At 43.6% G+C, this 22,142-nt stretch carries 20 protein-coding genes; 12 read left to right on the top strand and 8 right to left on the bottom strand.

Annotated features, from left to right (window positions below; translation table 11 throughout):
- The 4 genes from DBZ36_RS08955 to DBZ36_RS08940 all read left to right on the top strand — a co-directional run bounded on the left by DBZ36_RS08955 (position 1) and on the right by DBZ36_RS08940 (position 6,196).
- Entirely contained in the window at positions 1–1,356 is a 1,356-nt protein-coding gene (locus tag DBZ36_RS08955; protein WP_199711819.1) for an aspartate aminotransferase family protein, read from the top strand.
- Positions 1,349–2,170, top strand: a complete 822-nt coding sequence (locus DBZ36_RS08950; RefSeq protein WP_120354606.1) for a BKACE family enzyme — start codon at positions 1,349–1,351, stop codon at positions 2,168–2,170. The genes DBZ36_RS08955 and DBZ36_RS08950 overlap by 8 nt, the downstream gene beginning before the upstream one ends.
- A 14-nt stretch (positions 2,171–2,184) precedes the next feature.
- Positions 2,185–3,150 (top strand): TAXI family TRAP transporter solute-binding subunit, encoded by a 966-nt coding sequence (locus DBZ36_RS08945; RefSeq protein ID WP_120354605.1) that lies wholly within the window; start codon positions 2,185–2,187, stop codon positions 3,148–3,150.
- Between the two features lie 202 nt (positions 3,151–3,352).
- Entirely contained in the window at positions 3,353–6,196 is a 2,844-nt protein-coding gene (locus tag DBZ36_RS08940; RefSeq protein WP_120354604.1) for a TRAP transporter permease, read from the top strand.
- A 358-nt stretch (positions 6,197–6,554) separates the two neighbouring features.
- Here the strand turns inward: DBZ36_RS08940 and DBZ36_RS08935 are convergent, their stop codons facing one another.
- Positions 6,555–6,992, bottom strand: a complete 438-nt coding sequence (locus DBZ36_RS08935; protein ID WP_120354603.1) for a universal stress protein — start codon at positions 6,990–6,992, stop codon at positions 6,555–6,557.
- Positions 6,993–7,308: 316 nt separating this feature from the next.
- Complete coding sequence (locus DBZ36_RS08930; RefSeq protein ID WP_120354602.1) at positions 7,309–7,755, bottom strand: acyl-CoA thioesterase; 447 nt, start codon at positions 7,753–7,755, stop codon at positions 7,309–7,311.
- 177 nt (positions 7,756–7,932) lie between these two features.
- Between DBZ36_RS08930 and DBZ36_RS08925 the strand changes: the two genes are divergently transcribed.
- The 4 genes from DBZ36_RS08925 (at position 7,933) to DBZ36_RS08910 (ending at position 10,014) form a co-directional block, all read left to right on the top strand.
- Positions 7,933–8,778 (top strand): ion transporter, encoded by an 846-nt coding sequence (locus DBZ36_RS08925; RefSeq protein WP_120354601.1) that lies wholly within the window; start codon positions 7,933–7,935, stop codon positions 8,776–8,778.
- A gap of 91 nt (positions 8,779–8,869) precedes the next feature.
- Positions 8,870–9,580, top strand: a complete 711-nt coding sequence (locus DBZ36_RS08920; RefSeq protein WP_120354600.1) for a glycerophosphodiester phosphodiesterase family protein — start codon at positions 8,870–8,872, stop codon at positions 9,578–9,580.
- 54 nt (positions 9,581–9,634) lie between these two features.
- Complete coding sequence (locus DBZ36_RS08915) at positions 9,635–9,826, top strand: DUF2061 domain-containing protein (protein ID WP_120354599.1); 192 nt, start codon at positions 9,635–9,637, stop codon at positions 9,824–9,826.
- A gap of 2 nt (positions 9,827–9,828) precedes the next feature.
- The gene (locus DBZ36_RS08910; protein WP_120354598.1) at positions 9,829–10,014 is read left to right on the top strand and encodes a DUF4250 domain-containing protein; all 186 of its coding nucleotides are present in this window, start codon (positions 9,829–9,831) and stop codon (positions 10,012–10,014) included.
- Here the strand turns inward: DBZ36_RS08910 and DBZ36_RS08905 are convergent.
- Genes DBZ36_RS08905 through thrA form a run of 5 tightly spaced genes read right to left on the bottom strand, consistent with a single transcriptional unit; the run spans position 10,011 to position 16,051 of the window.
- Complete coding sequence (locus DBZ36_RS08905) at positions 10,011–10,481, bottom strand: methyltransferase family protein (protein ID WP_120354597.1); 471 nt, start codon at positions 10,479–10,481, stop codon at positions 10,011–10,013. The two genes, DBZ36_RS08910 and DBZ36_RS08905, sit on opposite strands and share 4 nt — an antisense overlap.
- Positions 10,481–11,341 carry an acyl-CoA thioesterase II gene (tesB, locus tag DBZ36_RS08900; RefSeq protein ID WP_120354596.1) on the bottom strand — a complete coding sequence of 287 codons (861 nt, stop codon included), beginning with the start codon at positions 11,339–11,341 and terminating at the stop codon, positions 10,481–10,483. Before tesB ends, DBZ36_RS08905 begins: the two co-directional genes overlap by 1 nt.
- Before the next feature lie 7 nt (positions 11,342–11,348).
- Entirely contained in the window at positions 11,349–12,629 is a 1,281-nt protein-coding gene (gene thrC, locus DBZ36_RS08895) for a threonine synthase (RefSeq protein ID WP_120354595.1), read from the bottom strand.
- Positions 12,626–13,579 (bottom strand): homoserine kinase, encoded by a 954-nt coding sequence (thrB, locus tag DBZ36_RS08890; RefSeq protein WP_120354594.1) that lies wholly within the window; start codon positions 13,577–13,579, stop codon positions 12,626–12,628. Before thrB ends, thrC begins: the two co-directional genes overlap by 4 nt.
- The gene (thrA, locus tag DBZ36_RS08885; protein WP_120354593.1) at positions 13,580–16,051 is read right to left on the bottom strand and encodes a bifunctional aspartate kinase/homoserine dehydrogenase I; all 2,472 of its coding nucleotides are present in this window, start codon (positions 16,049–16,051) and stop codon (positions 13,580–13,582) included. It lies immediately after the preceding gene.
- A gap of 386 nt (positions 16,052–16,437) precedes the next feature.
- On the opposite strand from thrA, the gene aceK reads away from it, so the two are divergent.
- Positions 16,438–18,174 (top strand): bifunctional isocitrate dehydrogenase kinase/phosphatase, encoded by a 1,737-nt coding sequence (gene aceK / locus DBZ36_RS08880; RefSeq protein ID WP_120354592.1) that lies wholly within the window; start codon positions 16,438–16,440, stop codon positions 18,172–18,174.
- Between the two features lie 191 nt (positions 18,175–18,365).
- Positions 18,366–18,923 carry a hypothetical protein gene (locus DBZ36_RS08875; protein ID WP_120354591.1) on the top strand — a complete coding sequence of 186 codons (558 nt, stop codon included), beginning with the start codon at positions 18,366–18,368 and terminating at the stop codon, positions 18,921–18,923.
- A gap of 8 nt (positions 18,924–18,931) precedes the next feature.
- On the opposite strand, the gene DBZ36_RS08870 is transcribed toward DBZ36_RS08875, so the two are convergent.
- Complete coding sequence (locus DBZ36_RS08870) at positions 18,932–19,414, bottom strand: putative 4-hydroxy-4-methyl-2-oxoglutarate aldolase (RefSeq protein WP_120354590.1); 483 nt, start codon at positions 19,412–19,414, stop codon at positions 18,932–18,934.
- 401 nt (positions 19,415–19,815) lie between these two features.
- Here DBZ36_RS08870 and arcA point away from each other — a divergent pair, with 401 nt between their 5' ends.
- Both arcA and pykF read left to right on the top strand, forming a co-directional pair.
- On the top strand, positions 19,816–20,529 hold the full coding sequence (gene arcA, locus DBZ36_RS08865; RefSeq protein ID WP_120354589.1) for a two-component system response regulator ArcA: 714 nt from the start codon (positions 19,816–19,818) through the stop codon (positions 20,527–20,529).
- A gap of 150 nt (positions 20,530–20,679) precedes the next feature.
- Positions 20,680–22,092 (top strand): pyruvate kinase PykF, encoded by a 1,413-nt coding sequence (gene pykF / locus DBZ36_RS08860; RefSeq protein WP_120354588.1) that lies wholly within the window; start codon positions 20,680–20,682, stop codon positions 22,090–22,092.
- The last annotated feature ends 50 nt before the right edge of the window (positions 22,093–22,142 follow it).

Here is a 22,142-nt window from a genome sequence, read left to right as displayed (position 1 = left end):
GTGCCTAGCAAAAAAAGTCGAATCTTACATCGCCAACCGAATGCTGAGTTGCCAATGGCGTTTATGGGTGATGGGCCCTACATCATTGATGACAATGGAAAGCGCTATATTGATGCGTCAGGTGGAGCTGCGGTTTCTTGCTTGGGCCATTCGAACACTCGAGTTCGTCAAGCAATCAAAGATCAGGTTGATAACATTGCGTTTGCCCATACCTCTTTTTTCACTTCAAAACCCGCTGAAGATCTCGCTGATTTTTTGGTCGAGCATTCTCCTCAAGGACTTGATTACGCTTATCTGGTGTCTGGTGGTTCGGAGGCAGTAGAATCGGCATTAAAACTGGCTCGACAGTATTTCATAGAACTTGGACAAGACAGCCGAAAGTACTTTATAGCACGACGTCAAAGTTACCATGGCAACACCTTAGGGGCGCTTGCTGTTGGTGGAAACTTATGGCGAAAACAGCAGTTTGCTCCAATTTTGGTTGATACAGAGCACGTCAGTCCTTGTTACGCCTATCGCGACCAAAAGTCCGACGAAAGCGAGCTAGACTACGGTCTACGGATTGCCAATGAACTCGAACAACGTATTGAATCCTTAGGCGCTAAAAATGTTATCGCTTTTGTAGCTGAACCTATTGTCGGTGCAACTTCGGGTGTGCTTACTCCAGTACCCGGTTACTTTAAACGTATCCGTGAGATATGCGACCAGCATGGTATTTTGCTCATATTGGACGAAGTGATGTGCGGAATGGGCCGCACCGGTAGCCTATTTGCCTGCGAACAAGAACAAGTGTCTGCTGATATTCTGTGCGTTGCCAAAGGCTTAGGAGCAGGTTATCAAGCAATTGGAGCAATGCTTTTAAGCGACAAAATCTATAACACCATCACCGATGGTAGCGGTTTTTTTCAGCATGGGCATACCTATCAGGCCCATGCAACCGCTTGCGCCGCTGCGCTAGCCGTGCAACAAGAAATTCAAGACAACAATCTCATTGATAACGTCCAAAACATGGGATTAAAGCTACAAAGCGCGCTATTGTCACAGTTTGGCAACCATCCCAATATTGGAGATATACGTGGCAGAGGCTTATTTTGGGGCATTGAATTAGTAGCAGATCGCGTAACTAAAAAACCTCTTGATCCTAAGCTGAAAGTTCACAGCGCAATCAAAACTGCGGCGATGAACGAAGGGCTTATTTGTTATCCCGGCGGTGGAACCATAGATGGTAAGCAAGGCAATCACATATTGCTCGCGCCACCTTTTATCATAAATGAAAAGCATGTTACTGAGATCGTTGATAAACTAGCACGAGCTATTGATACTGCTTTGGTCAACTGTGGGCTTGGTAATGACTAAGCCAATCATGGTTTGCGTGGCTCCCAATGGCGCAAGAAAAACCAAACAAGACCATCCTCGCCTGCCGCTGAGTGCGCATGAACTCGCCGTTGAAGCCGAAAACTGCATGAATGCTGGGGCTTCGATGATCCATCTGCATGTACGCGACGAAAATGGTAAACATAGCATCGAGCCAATATACTACCGGCCCGTGATTGCAGCCATTCGAGAGCGCGTTGGTGATGGACTTATCATTCAGGCGACAACTGAAGCTGTTGGCCAATATACAACCGAACAGCAGATGGCGATGGTACACGATTTAAAACCAGAAGCGGTTTCTCTGGCCATAAAAGAGCTCTGTCCGGTAGGCACAGAACAACGCGCTGAAAAATTTTTCAAATGGCTTGTCGATAGTCAGATTAGTGCCCAGTATATTTTATACTCAGTCGCAGATATCGAACGCTTTATAAATTTACATGCATTGGGAGTTATTCCAAATAAACGACCCAGTATCCTTCTGGTACTTGGTCGCTACAGCCGAGATTTGAGCTCTGAACCGTCCGATTTATTAGAGTTCTTACACGCGCTCGCCGGTTTTAGTTGTGAATGGAGCGTTTGCGCCTTCGGAGCCGAAGAATCAGATTGTATGGCGTTGGCAGCCAAACACGGCGGGCATGCTCGAATAGGATTTGAAAACAACATGCTGATGCAAGATGCCAGTTTGGCATCCACAAATGCATGTTTAATAAGTAGCTTTGCTGCGAGAGTTAACAAGCTTGGGCTAGCTATTGCGTCAACACCACAAGCAAAAGAAGTGTTAAGAAGTACATTCTAAAAAGGAGTTTTACAATGCTAATGAAAACAATTGCAATGAGTGCAATCGTCGGTGCTTCACTGATGAGTACTTCAGCAATCGCGGAAACCAAACATGTTGTTATCGGTACCGGCGGCCAGACTGGCGTTTACTATCAAGTTGGTGGCGCAATTTGTCGCTTGGTAAACAAAGGTTCTGCTGATCATGAAATCAACTGTACCCATAAAACTGGTGGCTCAGTTACCAACATTAATGGCATTCGCTCTGGCGATGTTGATATGGGCGTTGCTCAGTCAGATTGGCAATATCATGGTTACAACGGGACGGCGCCAGACCAATTCCCAAGCGGTGCATTTAAAGAGTTACGTGCTGTATTTTCGGTACATGCAGAACCGTTCACTGTTGTTGCCCGTAGCGATTCAGGGATCAAAACCTTTGAAGACCTTAAAGGTAAAAAAGTAAACGTCGGTAACCCGGGCTCTGGCCAACGCGGCACAATGGAAGTACTCATGGGTAAAATGGGTTGGACCATGGATGATTTTGCGGTTGCATCTGAGCTTAAATCATCAGAGCAAGCAGCAGCGTTATGCGATGGTAAAGTTGATGCTATTATTTTCACAGCTGGACATCCAAATGGTTCAATCAAAGAAGCAACCACTTCTTGTGAAGCGATATTAGTGCCTGTAGACAATGACGTTGCTCAACAACTTGCAGCCGACAATGATTACTACGCGATGACTAGTATTCCAGCTGGCATGTATACGGGCACCGATACCGACACTGCTACATTTGGCGTAGCAGCTACGTTTGTAAGCTCAAGCATGACTGACGAAGAAACTATTTATCAGATGACCAAAGCAGTATTTGAAAACTTCAAACGTTTCAAAAAAATGCACCCTGCTTTCGCTCACCTCAAAGAAAGCGACATGATCACCAAGAACTTATCTGCTCCACTGCATGATGGTGCGGTTCGTTATTACAAAGAGAAAGGCTGGATGTAATCAGTCATTAAATACCAGGACAGACGTTAACTCACGGCTGTCCTGGTACTTTTGAATTGCTCTATACCTAAATGGCTTTGCGTTTAAGTCATTTACTTAAGAGGTTTTTTAGGTATGGATAATCTGGAAATCATCAAATAGGCGCGATTGTAAGCTATCAATCACAGCATGAAGCGGCGCATATCAATAGGGAATGTTACGGATGAGTTTAGACAATAGCAAAGCGACACAGCTAAATGAGGAAGAGCTTCAAGATCTGGTCGCTTCCATTGATACCGGCGGGCGAAACCCTGATAGCCAGAAAGTTGTAAAACTAATGGCAGTTGTTGCACTTAGCTGGGCTATTTTCCAAATTTGGATTGCTTCTCCTTTACCATATGTTATTGGTTGGGGTGTTTTTGCCAGTGGTGAAGCGCGTTCTATTCATTTAGGTTTCGCAATCTTTTTAGGTTTTCTTTCTTATCCCGCCTCTAAAAATTCCCCTCGCAATTTCGTACCTTCTGCCGATTGGGCCTTAGCTGTGGTAGGTGCATTGTGTGCGCTTTACCCCCTAATTGCGGACTCTAATTTGGTTGATACCATGTTTGGTACGCGTTTAAGCAATCGCCCTAGTGCTCCAAATTCATTCGACATATTGGTGTCCATTACCGGCATGTTAATGCTTTTGGAAGCGACACGAAGAGCGTTGGGTCCGCCACTCATGGTGGTTGCTATTGTGTTTCTTAGCTACACCTTTTTAGGTCCGCATGCACCGGAACTCATCGCTTGGAAAGGCTCTACTTTTGGTGGCGTCATGGATCACCAATGGTTGTTCTCTGAGGGCGTATTTGGTATTGCACTTGGGGTTTCAACTGACTTAGTATTTTTGTTTGTATTGTTTGGTGCGCTGCTCGATCGCGCTGGTGCTGGTAACTATTTTATCAAAGTTGCTTTCTCACTGATGGGCCACTTTCGCGGGGGGCCAGCCAAGGCTGCGGTTGTCGCATCAGGCATGACGGGCTTGATCTCTGGTTCGTCTATCGCCAACGTTGTAACCACCGGTACCTTCACCATCCCAATGATGAAACGGGTTGGTTTTTCAGCTGAAAAAGCCGGCGCTATTGAAGTTGCGTCGTCGGTCAATGGACAAATTATGCCGCCGGTTATGGGCGCTGCCGCATTTCTAATGGTTGAATATGTCAACATCCCCTATTTTGAGGTGGTTAAGCACGCCTTTTTACCCGCAGTAATATCCTATATAGCTTTGGTTTACATTGTGCATTTGGAAGCAATGAAATCAAACATGCAAGGGCTTGAGCGCGCTGATGACGGAAAAACCGCGAAGTCAGTATTGCTTTCCTGGGCAATGACTTTGTTACCAATTGTGGCGCTTGCAGGCGGAAGTTTCTATTTAGCCCAGCTTTATGAAATGCTCGCAGGCCCCGCCGCTAGGCTTGGCGTAGTGTTGGCTGTAATAGCTATTCAGTATGCGGTGGTTAAAGGCTTGAAAGCTAAAGCTAGCGAAGAAACGGTTGCCAAAGCCATCTCAACTGGAGCAATCGTTCTCGGAAACACTGTGATTGGTGCCTTCGGTCTATTTTTCTTGTTTAGTAGCCTTAAGTCATTTATCAGCCCAGACATGATGTTTTGGGTGGTCAGTGCTTTGGTTCTAATCGTTTACGTATTGCTAGCTAGAATCAGCTCTAGGTACCCAGATTTGGTGATGGATGATCCCGATTCACCAGTTCAAGTACTTCCAGAAACCGGCCCAACGGTTAAATCCGGATTGCATTTTCTACTGCCAGTAGTGGTTCTGATCTGGTGTTTAATGATTGAACGAAAATCACCGGGCCTTTCCGCTTTTTATGCAACTATTTTGATGATATTCATCCTACTCACCCAACGTTTTTTGTTTGATTTCTTCCGTAAAAAGGGTACTGCAGGTTCGATTAAACGCGGATTCGACGAACTTATTGACGGCCTGATTGCAGGCTCTCGAAATATGATAGGTATCGCTATCGCAACTGCTGCCGCCGGTATCATTGTAGGAACGGTTTCACAAACCGGTGTTGGTTTAAAATTAGCCGCCTTGGTAGAGTTCCTATCGATGGGACATATCATGTTGATCTTGCTGTGGACCGGTATCCTTAGCTTGATTTTGGGTATGGGTTTACCAACCACTGCGAACTATATCGTAGTTTCGTCTTTGCTCGCACCCGTCATTGTCAGTCTAGGGCAACAAAATGGCCTTATTGTCCCTTTAATTGCTGTGCATATGTTTGTGTTCTACTTTGGCATTATGGCTGATGTGACACCACCGGTAGGTCTGGCATCGTTCGCAGCCGCTGCCATATCAGGAGCCGATCCGATCAAAACTGGCTTTGTTGCCTTTTTCTATTCACTTCGCACGGCATTACTGCCCTTCCTATTTATCTTTAACACCGATTTGTTACTGATGGATGTTAGCTTCCTCGAAGGTATTTTGGTGTTTGTAGTTGCAACTGCCGCTATGCTGATTTTCACCGCAGGAACCCAAGGGTACTTTATTAGCAAGTCGAAAGTATGGGAATCATTCCTATTAATGCTAGTCGCCTTTACCTTGTTCCGCCCTGGATTTTGGATGGATTATGTTGTCCCTCCATATGAAGAAAGGACCGGTAGTCAACTCGTACAGGCCATGGCGGATGTTGAGCCAGGTACCCAACTGCGAATTTTAGTCGATGGACAAACTGAAGTTGGTGATCCCGTTAAACTAACCATGTTGATGGAAGTCGCTGAGGGCGAAACCGGCGAAGATCGAATAATGAATTACGGTTTAGAGCTGCTTGCTCAAGACAATGGTTCTGTAATGATTGACGGTATCGGATTTGATAGTGCGGCAGAAAAAGCCGGCTTTGATTTCGACCAAGTCATTGATACAGTTGGTGTTCCTGTCAACCGTCCTGCAAGACAATGGTTTTATGTTCCAGCCTTAATACTTCTGGGCTTTATTATTTTGCGCCAACGCCGACGCCGAGATAATGAGAACTCGAATATGCCGAATAATTCTCAACAAGTTGAAGCGTAGCTCCTCAACTCAAAAATGTTGAAACAAACATAATTAACAAGGGCAAGACCAGATGGTCTTGCCCTTGTTGTTTGCGCCAAATGCATACGCCAATCACTCCTAACCACATTGCAAAATCACTTACGCAGGTACTATAGAATTTTTGGAAGAATCACAATTTAGGGGACTTTAGAAAGACAGGGCTTGGGGAGTGATTCGGTAATCGATTGTGTTAAAAGAGGACCTGTCGAGATTGATGTTGAGGAGCTGTTATCTTCACGACTATTTTCGACAGAGGTCGCTTATACAAGCCAAGAAACACCAAGAACCGATCGCTCTATTCGATTCTTAGCTTTATGGGGTTTAAAACATCAGCGTACTAGCCGTTAGGTTTAACAACCATTACATTGACGGGAGAATTTTCCACAACCTTGCTAGCGACAGAGCCAAGAATGACTTTATCCACTTTGGACTGTTTATGGCTTGGCATAATAATAAGTCCAACGCCTAGTTTCGCCGCATATTTTAGAATGGCTTTGTAAGGCTTGCCTTCAGCAACGTACGTTTTGTACTTAACCCCATCAGGAATATGAAGCTCGGCGAACTGATTCAATTGTTGCTCAACGTCAGTTTTCATTTGATTAATCGCATTCTTAGGAAAGTAGCTGGCAACCATGGTCATTTGAGTACCAGGCACTACATTCAGAAGATAAATTTGAGCATCGGTATTTTGGGCATGCCATACAGCATTTTGCACAGCTTTGTCTGAAAAACCTTTTTCATTTAAATCAACCGGAACAAGTATTTTCTTATACATGATTTGTACTCTTATGATGCGAAAAACAAACTGTCTATTTACTAATCAAGTATAAGAAAGATAATGAGTTTTAGATAGAAAAAATACCATCAATCCTTATTTATTCAACCAACAAAACGCGGCCTACTCAAAGCGCTGAGTAGTAATATTTATTCTCCTAAGCGCAGCTATGTAAAGTGATGTCATTTAGCTCACGACTTTAAGGGGTTTGAGATGCCCTGAGAGCAGCTACAATAGATTCTTACGCTGCGTTAAGCTAATCCCAGAGCTCTTCTATCAAATTACTCAGAACTTGATTGTGCCGTCGAGGGATTTATTAAGCTTTGCGGGGGTCATCAATGTTCTGCAAGTTAATTATTGCATCCAAAACGATATCGCTCATCTGCGCCTTACATTTATTCTTAAAATCAAACATAACAATATCAGCTCCCCCGACAGTGGTAATTCGACCCTGACTGTGACTGTAAATAGCGTACTCTGTTACCATCGTATCCATCGTTAGCTGTTTGACCCTTGCAGCTACCGACAATGTATCCGGAAAGGTAACCGCAGCTTTATAGCGACAACTGGTTTGAGATATCACCGGACCAATCGATTGCGTCATTAGCATCTCAGCTATACCTGCTGCATGTAAAAATGCGATCCGAGCCGATTCGAAATATTTGAAATAGACAGTATTGTTGACATGCTGAAGTGCGTCCATATCGCCCCACGCAACGCTTTGCTCTAAAACAACTGGGTACTCGCTCAATTCCTTAATCATTAAATCATCCTTTAGCGCTTTTAAAGCTTGTTCAATAACAAGCTTGAATGTTATTAATATGTTGCTAGACTGCACCAAGTTTACTGGTCAGTCCAGAACAATTCGGCCAAAAAAACTTGATTTATACGAGTTAGCAGCCGATCTTAAGCGCAAATAATTGTTCGTAAGGTAGCGTTAATGGAATCAAGCTCAACTCGCTCGCCGCTGCAAGAGCGTTTATATGACATCATATTCGGTTTTGATAGTGTGGCTGGTAGACGCTTTGACCTCGTGTTAATCGTGCTTATTCTAAGCTCAGTGCTCGTCGTATTACTCGATTCCGTCAGTTCGATCCCATTACACTATCATCGCTATTTCTTTTGGTTAGAAATGCTATTTACGCTTTTTTTCACCGTAGAATATTTAGTACGTATCTATTGCTCGCCTAAGCCTCGTGAGTACATATTGAGTTTCTATGGTGTCATCGATTTTCTATCGATCGTTCCAGTCTATCTAAGCTTTTTCTTTCCTGCTGCCCAAGGCATGTTGCTACTGCGTATTTTGCGGTTTTTCCGTATTCTGCGCGTACTACGCTTAATGCGCTATTTAAGTGAAGCCAATTTGTTGATGCGCAGCCTCAAAGCATCAAGACGTAAGATCTTAATTTTCATGGTCGCAATTTGTGCACTGACGCTTATCTACGGCAGCTTAATGTACGCAGTTGAAGGACCAGAAAACGGTTTTACGAGTATTCCAAAATCGGTGTACTGGGCCATCGTAACCATAACAACCGTGGGCTACGGCGATATATCTCCTGCTACACCACTTGGGCAAGCACTGGCATCCTTAGTTATGATCACTGGTTTTGCCATCATTTCAGTACCGACGGGAATTGTGACCGCTGAACTTGCTAATGAGATGCGAAAAGAGCGTAGTAGCCTAATGTGTAACCATTGTGAGCGGGGCGGTCATGATCGCAACGCTAAATTTTGTAAACACTGCGGGGTAGAGTTAGAAGACGATACGCTCGTTGAATTGTCATAAACATCGCTTATAACTACAGTTATTCGCTTATACACCACAAATAGACCAAGCCTATGCTGAGCTTGATCTTTGATAAAGAAAAAGGAACGTTATGGTCATCGTCGGTCATCGCGGGGCAGCAGGCAACGCCCCAGAAAACACCCAAGCCGCTATTTTAGAGGCCAAACGCCAAGGTTGCAGTTGGATTGAAGTCGATGTCCAGCTAAGTTTGGACCATGAAGCAGTAATCTTTCATGATACGACGCTTGAGCGCAGTAGTAATGGCCGAGGGCATTTATCTGCGCACAGCTTAAGAGAATTACAGCAATTAGACTATGGGACTTGGTATAGCCCGCAATTCGAAGGCGAAGCTTTGTTATCACTTAAGCAGTGCTTAGACTTGTGCATGCGTTTAAATTTCAAAATTAACTTGGAACTTAAGCTTGTTGAAGGTCAAGATCCTAATCGTTTAGTTGCGGTGGTTCAAAGTTGCCTCGACGAAAGCCGCTTCGCCTGCGATGATATACTTATTTCTAGCTTCGACCATCAAGTACTGAAAATCTTCCAAAAAGACGCTCCCCATTACCGCTACGGTCACTTATTTGACCACCTTCCAGATAATTGGTTACAACAGTGTGAAGCTATAAAAGCTCAATCTTGTCATTGCAACATTGAACACTTATCGCGCGCGCAAGCCCAGGCTGTAAAAGAGGCCGGCTACCAATTGATCTTATATACAGTCAATCAAGTAGAGCAAATTGAGCCGATTAAAGACTTAGTCGATATTGTAATCAGCGATTATCCCGAGAGATTTCTAGGATAATCCTTGCAATGCAAATGATAATGGTTATCATTACCTTAAATTAAGGAGATAACCATGACTAAAACAATTAGCTTTGCCCTGATCCATTTTACGGTAGCGTTTAGCCTAGCTTACTTGCTTACCGGCGATATTATCGTCGGTGGTGCTTTGGCGTTAATTGAACCCTGTGTAAATACAGTTGTTTTCTATTTCCATGAGAAATTTTGGCAGAGAAAGCAGCATGCAGCGCAACTTTTAGCAGTATGAATATGCCAATTAACTTAGATCTAGACGCCGCGATTTTACTAAGTTTAGTCAACACTAAAATGCGTAACCAGAAGCTCGACTTAGTCAGCTTATGTAAACGCTATAATATCGACTCTAGCTTATTGCTAGAAAAAATGGCAAGTATTGACTTCAGGTATGTGGACGAATTAAAACAGTTTCGCAACTAAATCCAGCGACGTACTGTATTACAATAGCTCGTAAAGCTAGGTCCAAATTTATCAGCCAAATGTGCTTCTTCGATTTGAATTTGAAAGCGGTTCATGTAGAAGATGAACAGTGGACAAAGTGCTAGAGAAAATCCGTTATCCAGTAATATTCCCCAAGCAATAAGTGCCAAAAGCATGGCTACATAGATTGGGTTGCGCGAGTAAGCAAACACACCGCTTTGTACCAATTGCTGACTTTTCTCTGGATAACGAGGGTCTAATGTGGTTTTAGCTTGACGAAAGCTGGCTGCAGCTGCTGCCATAATCAACAGACTAAGACCTAACAACAGCACGAATATCAATAATCGTAAGCTAGAGTTTAAGCTTAGATCAGGTAAGTTTTGAGCAGCTATGAACATTAGCACCGCCGTAATCATCACTAATACTAGCGGTGGGATTTTCAAATCCAAACGATGCTGCGGGCTCACTAACGACGCTCTCGAATAAGACCTTCTTGTACTGTAGAAGCTACAAGTTTACCTTCTCGCGTGTAAAACTGTCCTTGGACTAAGCCTCGTCCATGGCTTGCGCTCGGACTTTTCACCACATACAACAACCAGTCATCTAAACGGAAATCATGATGGAACCACATGCTGTGATCAATGGTCGCAGCTTGAATACCCGAGTCCATAAACGATCGGCCATGGGGCTGCAGCGCGGTTGGTAAAAAATTAAAGTCAGATGCATACGCGAGCAAGTAACGATGGATACGAAAATCATTAGGCATTTGACCGTTCGCTTTAAACCACACCATTCGCTTGGCTTCCATTGGTTGCGGTCGCAGCGGATCAATGAACTTTACTGGTCGCATTTCCAAAGGCTTATCGCAAATAAACTTATCACGCAGAGGCTCAGGAATTTGATCCCGTAGTTGGAAAGCATATTCTTGCTCGGACTGGAGGTCATCAGGCATCAGCACGTCGGGCATCGGATCGTAGTGCTCAAAACCTTGGATAGGTTCTTGATACGAAGCCGTCATGTAGAAAATAGCTTTGCCAAACTGAATCGCTTTCACTCGCCGAGTTGAAATTGATCCGCCATCACGCAGGCTCTCTACGTCATAGACAATCGCTTTACTAGGATCGCCAGGGCGCAGAAAATAACTGTGGAAGGAGTGAACGGAACGGTTAGCTTCAACCGTCTCTTTAGCGGCGCTCAAAGCCTGCCCCATCACTTGCCCACCAAAAACAGCACCAAAGCCTAAATCTTGGCTTTGGCCTCTAAATAAGCCCTCTTCAATTTTTTCTAGGCTTAGCAGTTCCAGCAGATCTTTTAATACTTTACTCATAACACTCTTATTTTGATTCTAATAACATTTGACGCAACAAAGCATAGTCTGCAGGCAAGGTTTTAGACAATAGTTCTAGATCGGCACGCTGAGCTAATGCATCTGGCAGTGCTATGTCAGTTTTAAGAATTTCGTCGACACTTTCTTTAAACTTGGCCGGATGAGCTGTACAAATAAACAAACCATACTCGTCATCGGCTAGTTTTTCACTCAACTGCTGATATGCAATCGCCCCGTGCGGTTCGCAAATATAGCCTTGGGAAGCTAAATTTTGTACCGCTTTTGCAGTTTGTTGATCATCCATTCGACCACTAGCAAGCTCACTGAGTCCCCAGGCTTTTACTTTAAATAGCTCTTCAATGCGCGGCCAATTGTTCGGTTGACTTACATCCATAGCATTAGACAGAGTCGCTTGCGTTGGTTTTGGATCCCATTGACCGTCGCGCAAATAACGTGGCACAGTATCATTGGCATTGGTTGCCGCAATAAAGCGTTTCACCGGTAAGCCCATCGCTTTTGCTATCAGTCCAGCAGTTAGGTTACCAAAATTCCCCGACGGAACACTCACAACGGTTTGGGCTCGCTGCGCGGCAGGCAATTGAGCAAAAGCTTCAAAGTAGTAGCAAACTTGCGCTAAAAGACGACTGATATTGATGGAGTTTGCACTATTTAAGCCAATTGCCTGTTTAAGTTCTTGATCGTCAAAAGCCTGTTTAACCATCGCCTGACAAGCATCAAAGTCACTTTCGATAGCGATCGTCTTAATGTTGCCACCCAGGGTACAAAATAGCTTTTCTTGCAGAGGGGAAATTTTGCCTTTGGGGTATAAGACAACAACTTCAATATTTTCCATGCCGTAAAAAGCATGAGCAACTGCAGCTCCGGTATCTCCAGATGTAGCTGTTAGAATAGTGGTTTTGCTGCCATCGGCAAACGTCGCTAAACATTGGGCCATAAAACGACCGCCAAAGTCCTTAAATGCCAATGTAGGTCCATGGAATAATTCTAACGCACTAATTTTGTCTGAGACGCTAACAACTGGCGCGGCAAAATTAAAGGCTGAACCTAATATCGCTTGTAGCGTTTCATGGCTTAGTTCTTCACCGAGTACCTTCGATAATATCAACGCGCTACGCTCAACCAAATTTAGAGATAGTAGTTCATCGATGTTATCGAAAACTGGCAGTGATTCTGGGAAAAACAGACCTTGGCCGCGCCCTAATCCTTGTTGCACAGCTTGCTCAAAACTAACTTGTTCTGTCGGGTCTTTGATATTGTAAAGCTTCATAGTTGTGTTCCTGTAACGCGCGTTCCACGCGCGTCAATTTGGCAAATATGGCAAAAGCCATCGTCATTCTGAATAAAATTAGTTTGCAACCATTGTTGCAAACGCTGTGCATGTTCGATCTCATCAGTGACAACGAATACGGTTGGACCTGAGCCTGAAATCCCCATCGCTAATGCGCCACTTTGGCTTGCCTGTTCGCGAACATTGGCAAAGCCTGGTATTAATTGAGCCCGATACGGTTCGGCGATCACATCTTTAAGTAAACCAGCTGCAATTGCCGGCTGCTTACTGTAACTGGCATGAACAAAACCTGCAAGATTACGCCCAAAAGCTAAGGTGTCTTGGCGGCGATACTGCGCTGGTAAAATAGAACGCGCTTCGGCTGTTGATATATTTATTCCAGGGTAAGCCAGTACCCAATACCAGTTTTCAAAATGCGGTATAGCTTGGGATATTATCCCCTGCTCTTCTAGCATCAGTTGCATGCCACCTAAATAGCAAGGCGCCACATTGTCATAGTGAACGCTACCACTGATTTTACCTTCGAGTTCGCCCATTAAGGCCAACATATGTTGTTTATCAAAGGCATTATCGTGAAACACGTTTAGGCCTTCTAAAGCAGCTACAACTGAACAAGCGCTTGAGCCCAGACCACTGCCTACTGGTAAGTTCTTCTCTAGACGCATGGCCAAAGGTTTTATAGCTTTGCCATAATTCGATAGCTCTAAAGCAAAGCGCTCGTAACAATCAAATAATATGTTCTGGCGCGGATCTTTTGGTAGTTTGTGAGCGAAACTGCCGACGGTTTCAATGCTAAAACTATCCGCAGCATAAACTTGTACACGGTCACCAAGCAAGGTGCCATCAATGGGCGCAAAAGCGGCCCCTAGTACGTCAAAGCCAACACTGACGTTGCCTGAAGAGACGGGCGCAAATACAACAACACTCATTTACAGTTCTCTCTTCCAGTTTAAAGTTCTAAGTACATCTGCAAACACCCCTGCAGCAGTTACCGCAGTACCAGCACCATAACCACGAAGCACTAGCGGTATTGGTTGGTAATAGCGACTATAGAATGCAAGCGCATTCTCGCCATCTTTAACTCGGTGTAAAGGATCTTCAGCTGCCACTTCACGTAATGAGACAGAACACTTACCGTTTTCAATTTGGCCGATATAACGCAATACTTTATCTTCGCGCTGGGCTTTTGCTAGTTTGTCTTTGAAGTAGCCATCCGTTTGTTTCAGCCTTTCCATAAAGTGGTCGACATCACCTTCACTATCAAAATCCTCCGGCAGCATAGCTTCTACAACTATATCGTCTAGGCTAAGATCTAAACCGGATTCACGGGCTAAAATCAGTAGTTTTCGAGCCACATCCATGCCTGAAAGATCATCACGCGGGTCAGGTTCGGTAAAGCCATTTGCACGCGCTTGCGCTGTGGCTTGCGAGAAGCTTAAGCCCTCATCTAACAAACCAAATATGTACGACAACGATCCTGACAATATACCATTGAAACGAAGTAGCTGATCACCTGCTCTCAGTAGGTTCTGCAAGTTTTCAATCACCGGTAAACCTGCGCCGACGTTAGTATCGTATAAAAACTTGCGACGGTTTGCCATGGCGCTCTGACGTAGCTGGTGATAGTAAGCCATGCTTGCAGTATTAGCTTTCTTATTGGCAGTGACAACGTGGAAACCATGATCAAGAAAGAGCGCATACTGCATTGCGATTGCATCGTTACTGGTACAGTCAACAATGACAGGGTTTATGACATGATTTTCGGCAACTAACTGCGCTGCACTTTGCAAAGAAAATCCATGTTGAAGCCCATCTTGGTTTAAGTCCTCGCGCCAATTACTCAGATCAATACCTTTTGCATTCATCAACATTTGACGCGAATTTGCGATAGCACACACTCTTACTTTAATTTGTTGCTGAGCTAAGTGTTGCTGTTGCTGCTCAATTTGTTCCAATAAAGCAGCGCCAACACCACCACAACCAACCAAGAACACATCAATATATTGGCGGCTATCAAACAAATTCTGATGACATGAACGCAATGCTTCGGCGCTTCTCTGTTGTGGAATGACAGCTGAAATAGAGCGCTCTGAACTACCCTGCGCGATAGCAACTACGTTAACACTGGCTTCAGCAAGTGCAGTGAAGAAGCGCGCCGACACCCCTTTGTTGGTGCGCATTGAATCACCAACTAAGGTAATAATGGCAAGGTCATCAATGGTTTCAAGTGGTTCAAGTAAGTTGTTCTTCAACTCCAAATCAAATTCGGCAGCAACAGCTTGCTGCGCCTGCGATTTGTCTTGCGAATAAATACAAAAACTAATGCTGTATTCGCAAGAACTTTGGGTAATCAATGCTACGGAGACTTGACTGCGCGCCATAGCGTTAAAGACACGGCCAGCCATACCGACCATACCTTTCATTCCAGGCCCTGAGACTGTCAGCATGCTCATTTCATCAAGGCTAGACAAGGCCTTCACTCCATACTGTTCTGCATCGCATGACAATTGACTGATCAAGGTCCCTTCACCTTGTGGATTAAAGGTATTCTTAATTAAACACGGGATGTGATAGCGTGCTATTGGCGCTATCGTTTTAGGATGCAGTACTTTAGCTCCAAAGTAGCTAAGCTCCATAGCTTCTGGATAGCTCAATGATTTAAGCAAAAAGGCATCACTGACGACTCGCGGGTCGCAATTATAGACACCGTCAACATCAGTCCAAATTTCACAACATTCAGCATCTAAACAAGCGGCAAGAACGGCAGCGCTATAATCGGAACCATTGCGTCCTAAAACAACCGTTTCACCCCTTGAGTTTGCTGCCGTAAAGCCCGGCATTAAATAAATAACATTTAACTCAAAGCTACTTTGGGCAAAACGTTGTTTGCTTTGGTCAATATCTACTTGGGCTTCTAAATAACCGCCTTGATCTGCCAGCAGCATTTGTTGAGGGATAATCAGTTCAGCTTTAAAGTTCATGGCTCTGACTAATTGCAACATGCAATTAATACTTAACCACTCTCCGAAAGCCAAAATCCGCGCTTGAATATTATCTGGACATTGCTTTAACAAAGACACGCCATGCAGCAGTTGTTGAAGCTGGGCCAGTTCATTATGAATTAAAGCTAATAAAGGTTCGCTTTCCAGATTTGGATACTGAATATGGAGCTGAAGAATCAATTCTTGGAAAGTTTGCTCTATTGCTTTGACGTGACTGGTGCCATCTAACCCCTGGCTAACGGTCTCTACCACGGCAACTAAATGGTTGGTGACTCCAGCAGGGGCTGACAACACCACTGCTGTTCCGCTTTGTTTAGCATTGCTAACTATAATATCTGCTGAGCGTGTGAAACGTTCAGCATTTGCTAAAGACGATCCACCAAATTTCAAAACACGCATTACTTTCCTCCCTAAAAAAAAACCCGTATCGGTTAAGGATACGGGCTTTTCGATGAGTAGTTTCAGGATACTACCAAATCAGCCCGGGCACCGAGGTGCGGGTTGTTGTGGTAATAATGATTAGAACACTTAGGCTCATCCTGAACTCAATTTATTTGAAAACTGCCTTCTAAACTAAGGATTGCCTCTGATTTGTCAAGGCAAAGACCAAATAATTCGTAATTTTGGTATCACATGATGTTTTTTACAGTTTTTGGGGTGAATAATTCGATACATCAGTCTCGCGTCCGGTAAAACAATTGCCAATATACTCGATAGTTGTAAACAAGCGTTTGAAAACTTGCTAAGCTAATGTTGCGGCTATATTAATCAATAGTGAGGCATCAATGTCACAAGTAACCCAACTTAATGCGGAGCAAATTGATTTAGCTCAGCAAGCAGCCGGCTTAATATTCGAGCGCTTCATTGCCTTTTATGACTGTTTCTATACGGTTACTCAGCGAGCTAAACAACGATTTGAATCCGAAGATTGGTCTGGCGGGCAAGAGGATGCGAATCAGCGTATTCGCCTATATGACCAACACGTTGACAGCGCTCGCAGTTCGATCAAGACATTGACAGGACACTTAAGCCCTAGCGATGAATTTTCGAACGCTGTAAAAATGTCTTATGCCAAGCTGCTTAAACGTCATGATAATTTTGAAGTTGCCGAGTCTTTTTACAATTCAGTATATCAACGCCTATTTCGACATCGTTACATACGTGCGCATCGGCTGTTTATTGAGCCGAGTCGCTATAGTGCGGCCTTTGACTATCATCCAGAAGTGACAAAAGTCAAAGATCAAAACTTAGCTGGTTTGCTGCAACAATGGCTCGTTAAAAGTGATAATCAACTTCCATTTGCATCTGGTGATGCCCCGATAAAATCAATTACTAACTATTTAGAGAGTCGCTACCCGCAATTGCATCACATAAAGAGTCATCAGTTAGAGTTCACTAAAGAAGTTTTTTATCGCAATCGCGGCGCGTATTTAGTCGGGCAATACCACGGCACTGGACTAAGTTTTCCAATCATGCTGCCATTAGTCATCCGTGAGCATCAACTACATATAGATAGTGTGCTTTGTGATAGCGATGAGCTAAGCATTGTGTTTGGGTTTGCGCGGGCTTATTTTATGTTTGCAACACGAACTCCTCGCCGCATCGTTAATTTTTTAAAGCGCTTGATGCCCAACAAAAGTGACGCCGAACTATTCACTGCGATTGGTTGCCAAAAACACGGTAAAACTGAATTCTATCGCGACTACCTTATACACATGCAGAGTTCTGAAGACAATTTTGAGCTTGCAGCAGGGATTAAAGGCATGGTGATGTGCGTGTTTACCCTGCCCAGCTACCCCGTGGTATTTAAGCTAATAAAAGACGAATTCACCCCACCGAAAGATATCGACGAGAAAACTGTCAAAGCTAAATATCAATTGGTTAAACGGCATGACCGAGTCGGTCGAATGGCTGATACCCAAGAGTTTCGAAATCTCGAGTTTCCAATATCGCGATTTGACCCTCAGCTTATCAGTGAACTTCAAAATCTAGCACCGTCAAAGATAAAAATTGTGGATGAAACTCTGACAATTTCGCACCTATATATTGAACGGCGAATGATACCACTCAACATTTATCTTGAGCAGGCCAACGCTGAGCAGCTAGAAAACGCAGTTGAAGAATATGGCAGTGCCTTAAAACAATTAGCTGCTGCGAATATATTTCCAGGCGACATGTTATTTAAAAATTTTGGTGTAACCCGTCACGGTAGAGTGATTTTTTACGACTATGACGAAATCTCCTATATGACTGAAATGAACTTTCGCGAACTGCCAAAAGTCGATAGCAGTGACTACTTTAGTACGCCAACGCATATCTCCGTAGGACCCAAAGATGTATTTCCTAAGGAGTTTGCGACCTTTTTGCTCAATCGGGCTGATCTCAGATCGTTGTTTCAGCGTTTTCATCCCGACTTGTTCACGGCAAAGTTTTGGCAAGATTGTCAAAACGATATCCGTTTGGGGCATTACCAGGAGGCATATCCTTATCGTCACAAAGCTGGATTCAATCAATGCGACTAGTCCTCGTCAATAGCGGCATAACTATTGCTTAGTTAATAAGCAATAGTTATGCCGCTATTGCTTAGTTAATAAGCAATGAAAAATAGCGCTTAATCGTCCAATTATTGACAAAATTTTTAGCAAACATCGCTCGTTATTTATCAGATTTGGTCCATAATAAAGATGTTAATCACTTGTAAGGGAGTATAAATATGTATTTTTGCCGCGTTCGCTCCCTGATCAAGCTGATCCCCATCGTTACAGCGGTACTTTCAACAAGCCCTGCTTTCGCAGCAGAATCGAGTTTAGAACTGTCTATCGGTGAAAATGATTATTTTGACAGTCAGGCCACATTTAATAATTGGTATGTACGTGGCAATAATCGGCCGCTGGTGAGCCAATTAACCGTCGATGACAACAGCGAACAGCTTAATTTTAACGGGGGTTATACGCATCCACTCCAAGAAAACTGGTCGGTATTTGTTGAAGCCGGTGTGAGCAATCGTTACGACGATATCGCAACCGACCGTGGCTTTAATGTCAGTACCGGGCTTAAGTTTGCGCCAAACAAGTCATTAAGCGTCGTCGGCTCGCTCAATTCACAACAAGTAAACGAACTTGAAGACAGTGAACGAGCATTTGAACTGCGCAGCTCATATCGGGTAGGTCAGCTTGTTAATTTGCAAGCCAGCTACGCAATAGAAGACACCAGTAAACTCGATAGCCCACTACAACAGTACTTCCAAGTTGGTTTAGGCTACCGCTTCTAATCATTGAGTTATGCTAACTCAAGTTTATGCTCACTCATCGCAACCCCATTTAGATCTGCATATATATAGTTACCGGGTTTAATCAAGGTTCTATCGACAACAATCTCTTGTTCAATTTCACCTTTACCTTCGCGCTGTGAACGAATCGGGCATGCGCATAATGCTTTGATGCCAATAGGCATTTGCGACAAGGTGTGGACGTCGCGAATCGCCCCATAAATAATGACTCCACCCCAATTATTGTCTATGCCGCTTTGAGCAATCATATCGCCGATAAGTGCTCGCTGGGTTGAACCTTGTCCATTAACCACAAGAATGCGACCTTCTCCAGGACTAGCCAATAGTTCTTTAATCCGGCTGTTATCTTCAAAGCAGTTTACTGTCACCGCTGGACCAGAAAAGTAACATAGAGCTCCATAATGCTCCCAATGACTCGAAACTAATTGCAATTGTGAGGGGTGTTGATCAAATAGATCGGGAAGAATGTCCATATTTGTTCCTTTTTAAGGTCTGTGTTGTTATTTTTTTTCAATAAATACTAATTTTGGTCACTTAAGTACATTTTCGATTGATATGTATCAAACCAATTCTAAAATAACTAGGCAAAATACATTCATCAGTTGTTAGTTCCGTGTTAAGTCCATACAATTATTGGCAGACATGTAACAAACAACAATTCAAAAACAAGCTTTTGTGAGTGAATACGATATTTAGATTCACAAAATATTGATAAGAATTTTGCTAAAGTCGGGTTTTTAACACAGACTCAACATATAATGTGACTTAGCGGCTTACAAGTTCAGTCGCTGATTTTCGTGTTTTTATTACATTACTAGTAAGCCAAGTACCCAATTCTGGTGTGGCTTTACACTATGACTAACAGAGGAAGACCATGACACCGAATATCCTGATCGTTGAAGACGAACTGGTCACCCGAAATACCCTGAAAGATACTTTCGAAGCTGAAGGCTACAATGTATTTGAAGCCGCTGACGGCAACGAAATGAATCAAGTCCTTGAGCAAAACAGCGTTCACTTGATTATTATGGATATCAATCTTCCAGGAAAAAATGGACTTCTGTTGGCGCGAGAGCTTCGAGATCGCGAACAAATTGCCTTAATGTTTTTGACAGGTCGTGATAACGAAGTCGACAAAATACTTGGTCTTGAAATTGGCGCCGATGATTACATCACCAAACCCTTTAATCCTCGAGAGCTAACAATACGCGCGCGCAATTTACTGAATCGAACGATCAGTGCAACCGGTAGCAACGAAGAAAAAGACAGCGTTGATGCATATCGCTTTAATGGGTGGGTTCTTGATATTAATAGTCGCTCGCTAGTTAGTCCTGCGCAAGAAGTCTATAAACTTCCGCGCAGCGAGTTTCGTGCCATGCTTCACTTCGTAGAAAACCCAGGGCAAATTCAAACCCGAGCCGATTTACTTAAGAAAATGACTGGTCGTGAGCTTAAACCTCATGACCGTACTGTAGACGTAACTATTCGACGTATTCGTAAGCACTTTGAGTCATCACCAGAGACCCCAGAGATTATTGCTACGATCCACGGCGAAGGCTATCGCTTCTGCGGTGAACTTGATCAATAACAGATCTGTTCAATTAACAAACCTCGCTATCGCGAGGTTTTTTGATCAAGATTATTGTTTTGTTCAAAAAATCAATCAAAGAATCAGTTAATGTGCGTATAATGTGCGCCAGTTAACATTCAGAGTCATCCGAAGCGGAGCAAAACTTCAATGAAGAAAACCAAGATCGTATGTACCATTGGACCAAAAACTGAGTCAAAAGAAGTCCTCAGCAAACTAGTCGACAGCGGTATGAACGTAATGCGCCTGAACTTTTCACACGGCGATTTCGCAGAGCATGGTACTCGTATCAATAATCTACGCGAAGTAATTAAAGAGACTGGCAACCAAGCAGCTATCTTGCTTGACACAAAAGGTCCTGAAATTCGTACCATCAAACTAGAAAATGGTAATGACGTTCTACTAACAGCTGGTCAAGAGTTTATCTTTACAACTGACCAAACCATCATCGGCGACGTCAACAAAGTTGCAGTGACTTATCCTGGTTTTGCTCAAGATCTACGCGTTGGCAACATGATTTTGGTTGACGACGGTCTAATCGAAATGGAAGTTATTGCTGTAAGCGACGAAGAAGTTAAGTGTACTGTGCTTAATACTGGTGAGCTTGGCGAAAACAAAGGTGTAAACCTTCCAGGTGTAGTTGTAAACCTTCCTGCTTTGTCAGCAAAAGATAAAAGTGACTTGGTATTTGGTTGCGAGCAAAATGTTGATTTCATCGCGGCTTCTTTTATTCGTAAAAAAGAAGATGTTCTTGAAATTCGCGAATTGCTTAAAGCAAATGGTGGCGATTCAATCCAAATTATCTCTAAAATTGAGAACCAAGAAGGTGTAGATAACTTTGACGAAATCCTCGAAGTTTCTGACGGTATCATGGTAGCTCGTGGAGATCTTGGTGTTGAGATTCCAGTAGAAGAAGTAATCTTCGCCCAGAAAATGATGATTGAGCGTTGTAACCGTGCACGTAAACTGGTTATCACAGCAACTCAAATGCTAGATTCAATGATCAAAAACCCGCGTCCAACCCGTGCTGAAGCCGGTGACGTTGCTAATGCCATCCTTGATGGTACTGATGCAGTGATGCTATCAGGTGAATCAGCTAAAGGTAAATACCCTGTAGAAGCGGTAAACATTATGGCGACTATCTGTAAGCGTACAGATGCTGTAATGCCTTCTAACCTTGATCCTGCTCGTGACAGCGGTAAGTTACGCATCACTGAAGCTGTATGTAAGGGCGCTGTTGAAACTTCTGAGAAGTTGGCTGCACCACTAATCATCGTTGCGACGCACGGTGGTAAATCAGCGAAGTCTGTACGTAAATACTTCCCACAAGCTAACATTCTAGCGATTACAACTAACCACAAGACTGCAGCTCAACTTTGTTTGACTAAAGGCGTTGTGCCACACGTTGTAGACTCAATCGACAGCACAGATGCATTCTATGCCTTAGGTAAAGAAATCGCACTTGAGTCTGGTTTGTCGTTCAAGGGTGATATCGTAGTTATGGTTTCTGGTGCACTTGTTCCTTCAGGTACAACTAACACCTCTTCAGTCCACGTTCTATAATAAGACACGTATTCTGAAAACCGATACGGGAGCCTTTGCTCCCGTTTTTT

This window comes from Alginatibacterium sediminis (assembly GCF_003610775.1).
GTDB lineage: Bacteria > Pseudomonadota > Gammaproteobacteria > Enterobacterales > Celerinatantimonadaceae > Alginatibacterium > Alginatibacterium sediminis.
This window is presented reverse-complemented; position numbering and strand designations above follow the sequence as displayed.

Coding starts and splice junctions, on each gene's coding strand:
- DBZ36_RS08935 (WP_120354603.1), bottom strand. CDS start 6,992: ATGTATAAGAAAATACTTGTTCCGGTTGATTTAAATGAAAAAGGTTTT.
- DBZ36_RS08945 (WP_120354605.1), top strand. CDS start 2,185: ATGCTAATGAAAACAATTGCAATGAGTGCAATCGTCGGTGCTTCACTG.
- DBZ36_RS08925 (WP_120354601.1), top strand. CDS start 7,933: ATGGAATCAAGCTCAACTCGCTCGCCGCTGCAAGAGCGTTTATATGAC.
- thrB (WP_120354594.1), bottom strand. CDS start 13,579: ATGAGTGTTGTTGTATTTGCGCCCGTCTCTTCAGGCAACGTCAGTGTT.
- DBZ36_RS08875 (WP_120354591.1), top strand. CDS start 18,366: ATGTATTTTTGCCGCGTTCGCTCCCTGATCAAGCTGATCCCCATCGTT.
- thrA (WP_120354593.1), bottom strand. CDS start 16,051: ATGCGTGTTTTGAAATTTGGTGGATCGTCTTTAGCAAATGCTGAACGT.
- arcA (WP_120354589.1), top strand. CDS start 19,816: ATGACACCGAATATCCTGATCGTTGAAGACGAACTGGTCACCCGAAAT.
- DBZ36_RS08940 (WP_120354604.1), top strand. CDS start 3,353: ATGAGTTTAGACAATAGCAAAGCGACACAGCTAAATGAGGAAGAGCTT.
- thrC (WP_120354595.1), bottom strand. CDS start 12,629: ATGAAGCTTTACAATATCAAAGACCCGACAGAACAAGTTAGTTTTGAG.
- aceK (WP_120354592.1), top strand. CDS start 16,438: ATGTCACAAGTAACCCAACTTAATGCGGAGCAAATTGATTTAGCTCAG.
- DBZ36_RS08950 (WP_120354606.1), top strand. CDS start 1,349: ATGACTAAGCCAATCATGGTTTGCGTGGCTCCCAATGGCGCAAGAAAA.
- DBZ36_RS08910 (WP_120354598.1), top strand. CDS start 9,829: ATGCCAATTAACTTAGATCTAGACGCCGCGATTTTACTAAGTTTAGTC.
- DBZ36_RS08915 (WP_120354599.1), top strand. CDS start 9,635: ATGACTAAAACAATTAGCTTTGCCCTGATCCATTTTACGGTAGCGTTT.
- DBZ36_RS08870 (WP_120354590.1), bottom strand. CDS start 19,414: ATGGACATTCTTCCCGATCTATTTGATCAACACCCCTCACAATTGCAA.
- DBZ36_RS08930 (WP_120354602.1), bottom strand. CDS start 7,755: ATGATTAAGGAATTGAGCGAGTACCCAGTTGTTTTAGAGCAAAGCGTT.
- tesB (WP_120354596.1), bottom strand. CDS start 11,341: ATGAGTAAAGTATTAAAAGATCTGCTGGAACTGCTAAGCCTAGAAAAA.
- pykF (WP_120354588.1), top strand. CDS start 20,680: ATGAAGAAAACCAAGATCGTATGTACCATTGGACCAAAAACTGAGTCA.
- DBZ36_RS08920 (WP_120354600.1), top strand. CDS start 8,870: ATGGTCATCGTCGGTCATCGCGGGGCAGCAGGCAACGCCCCAGAAAAC.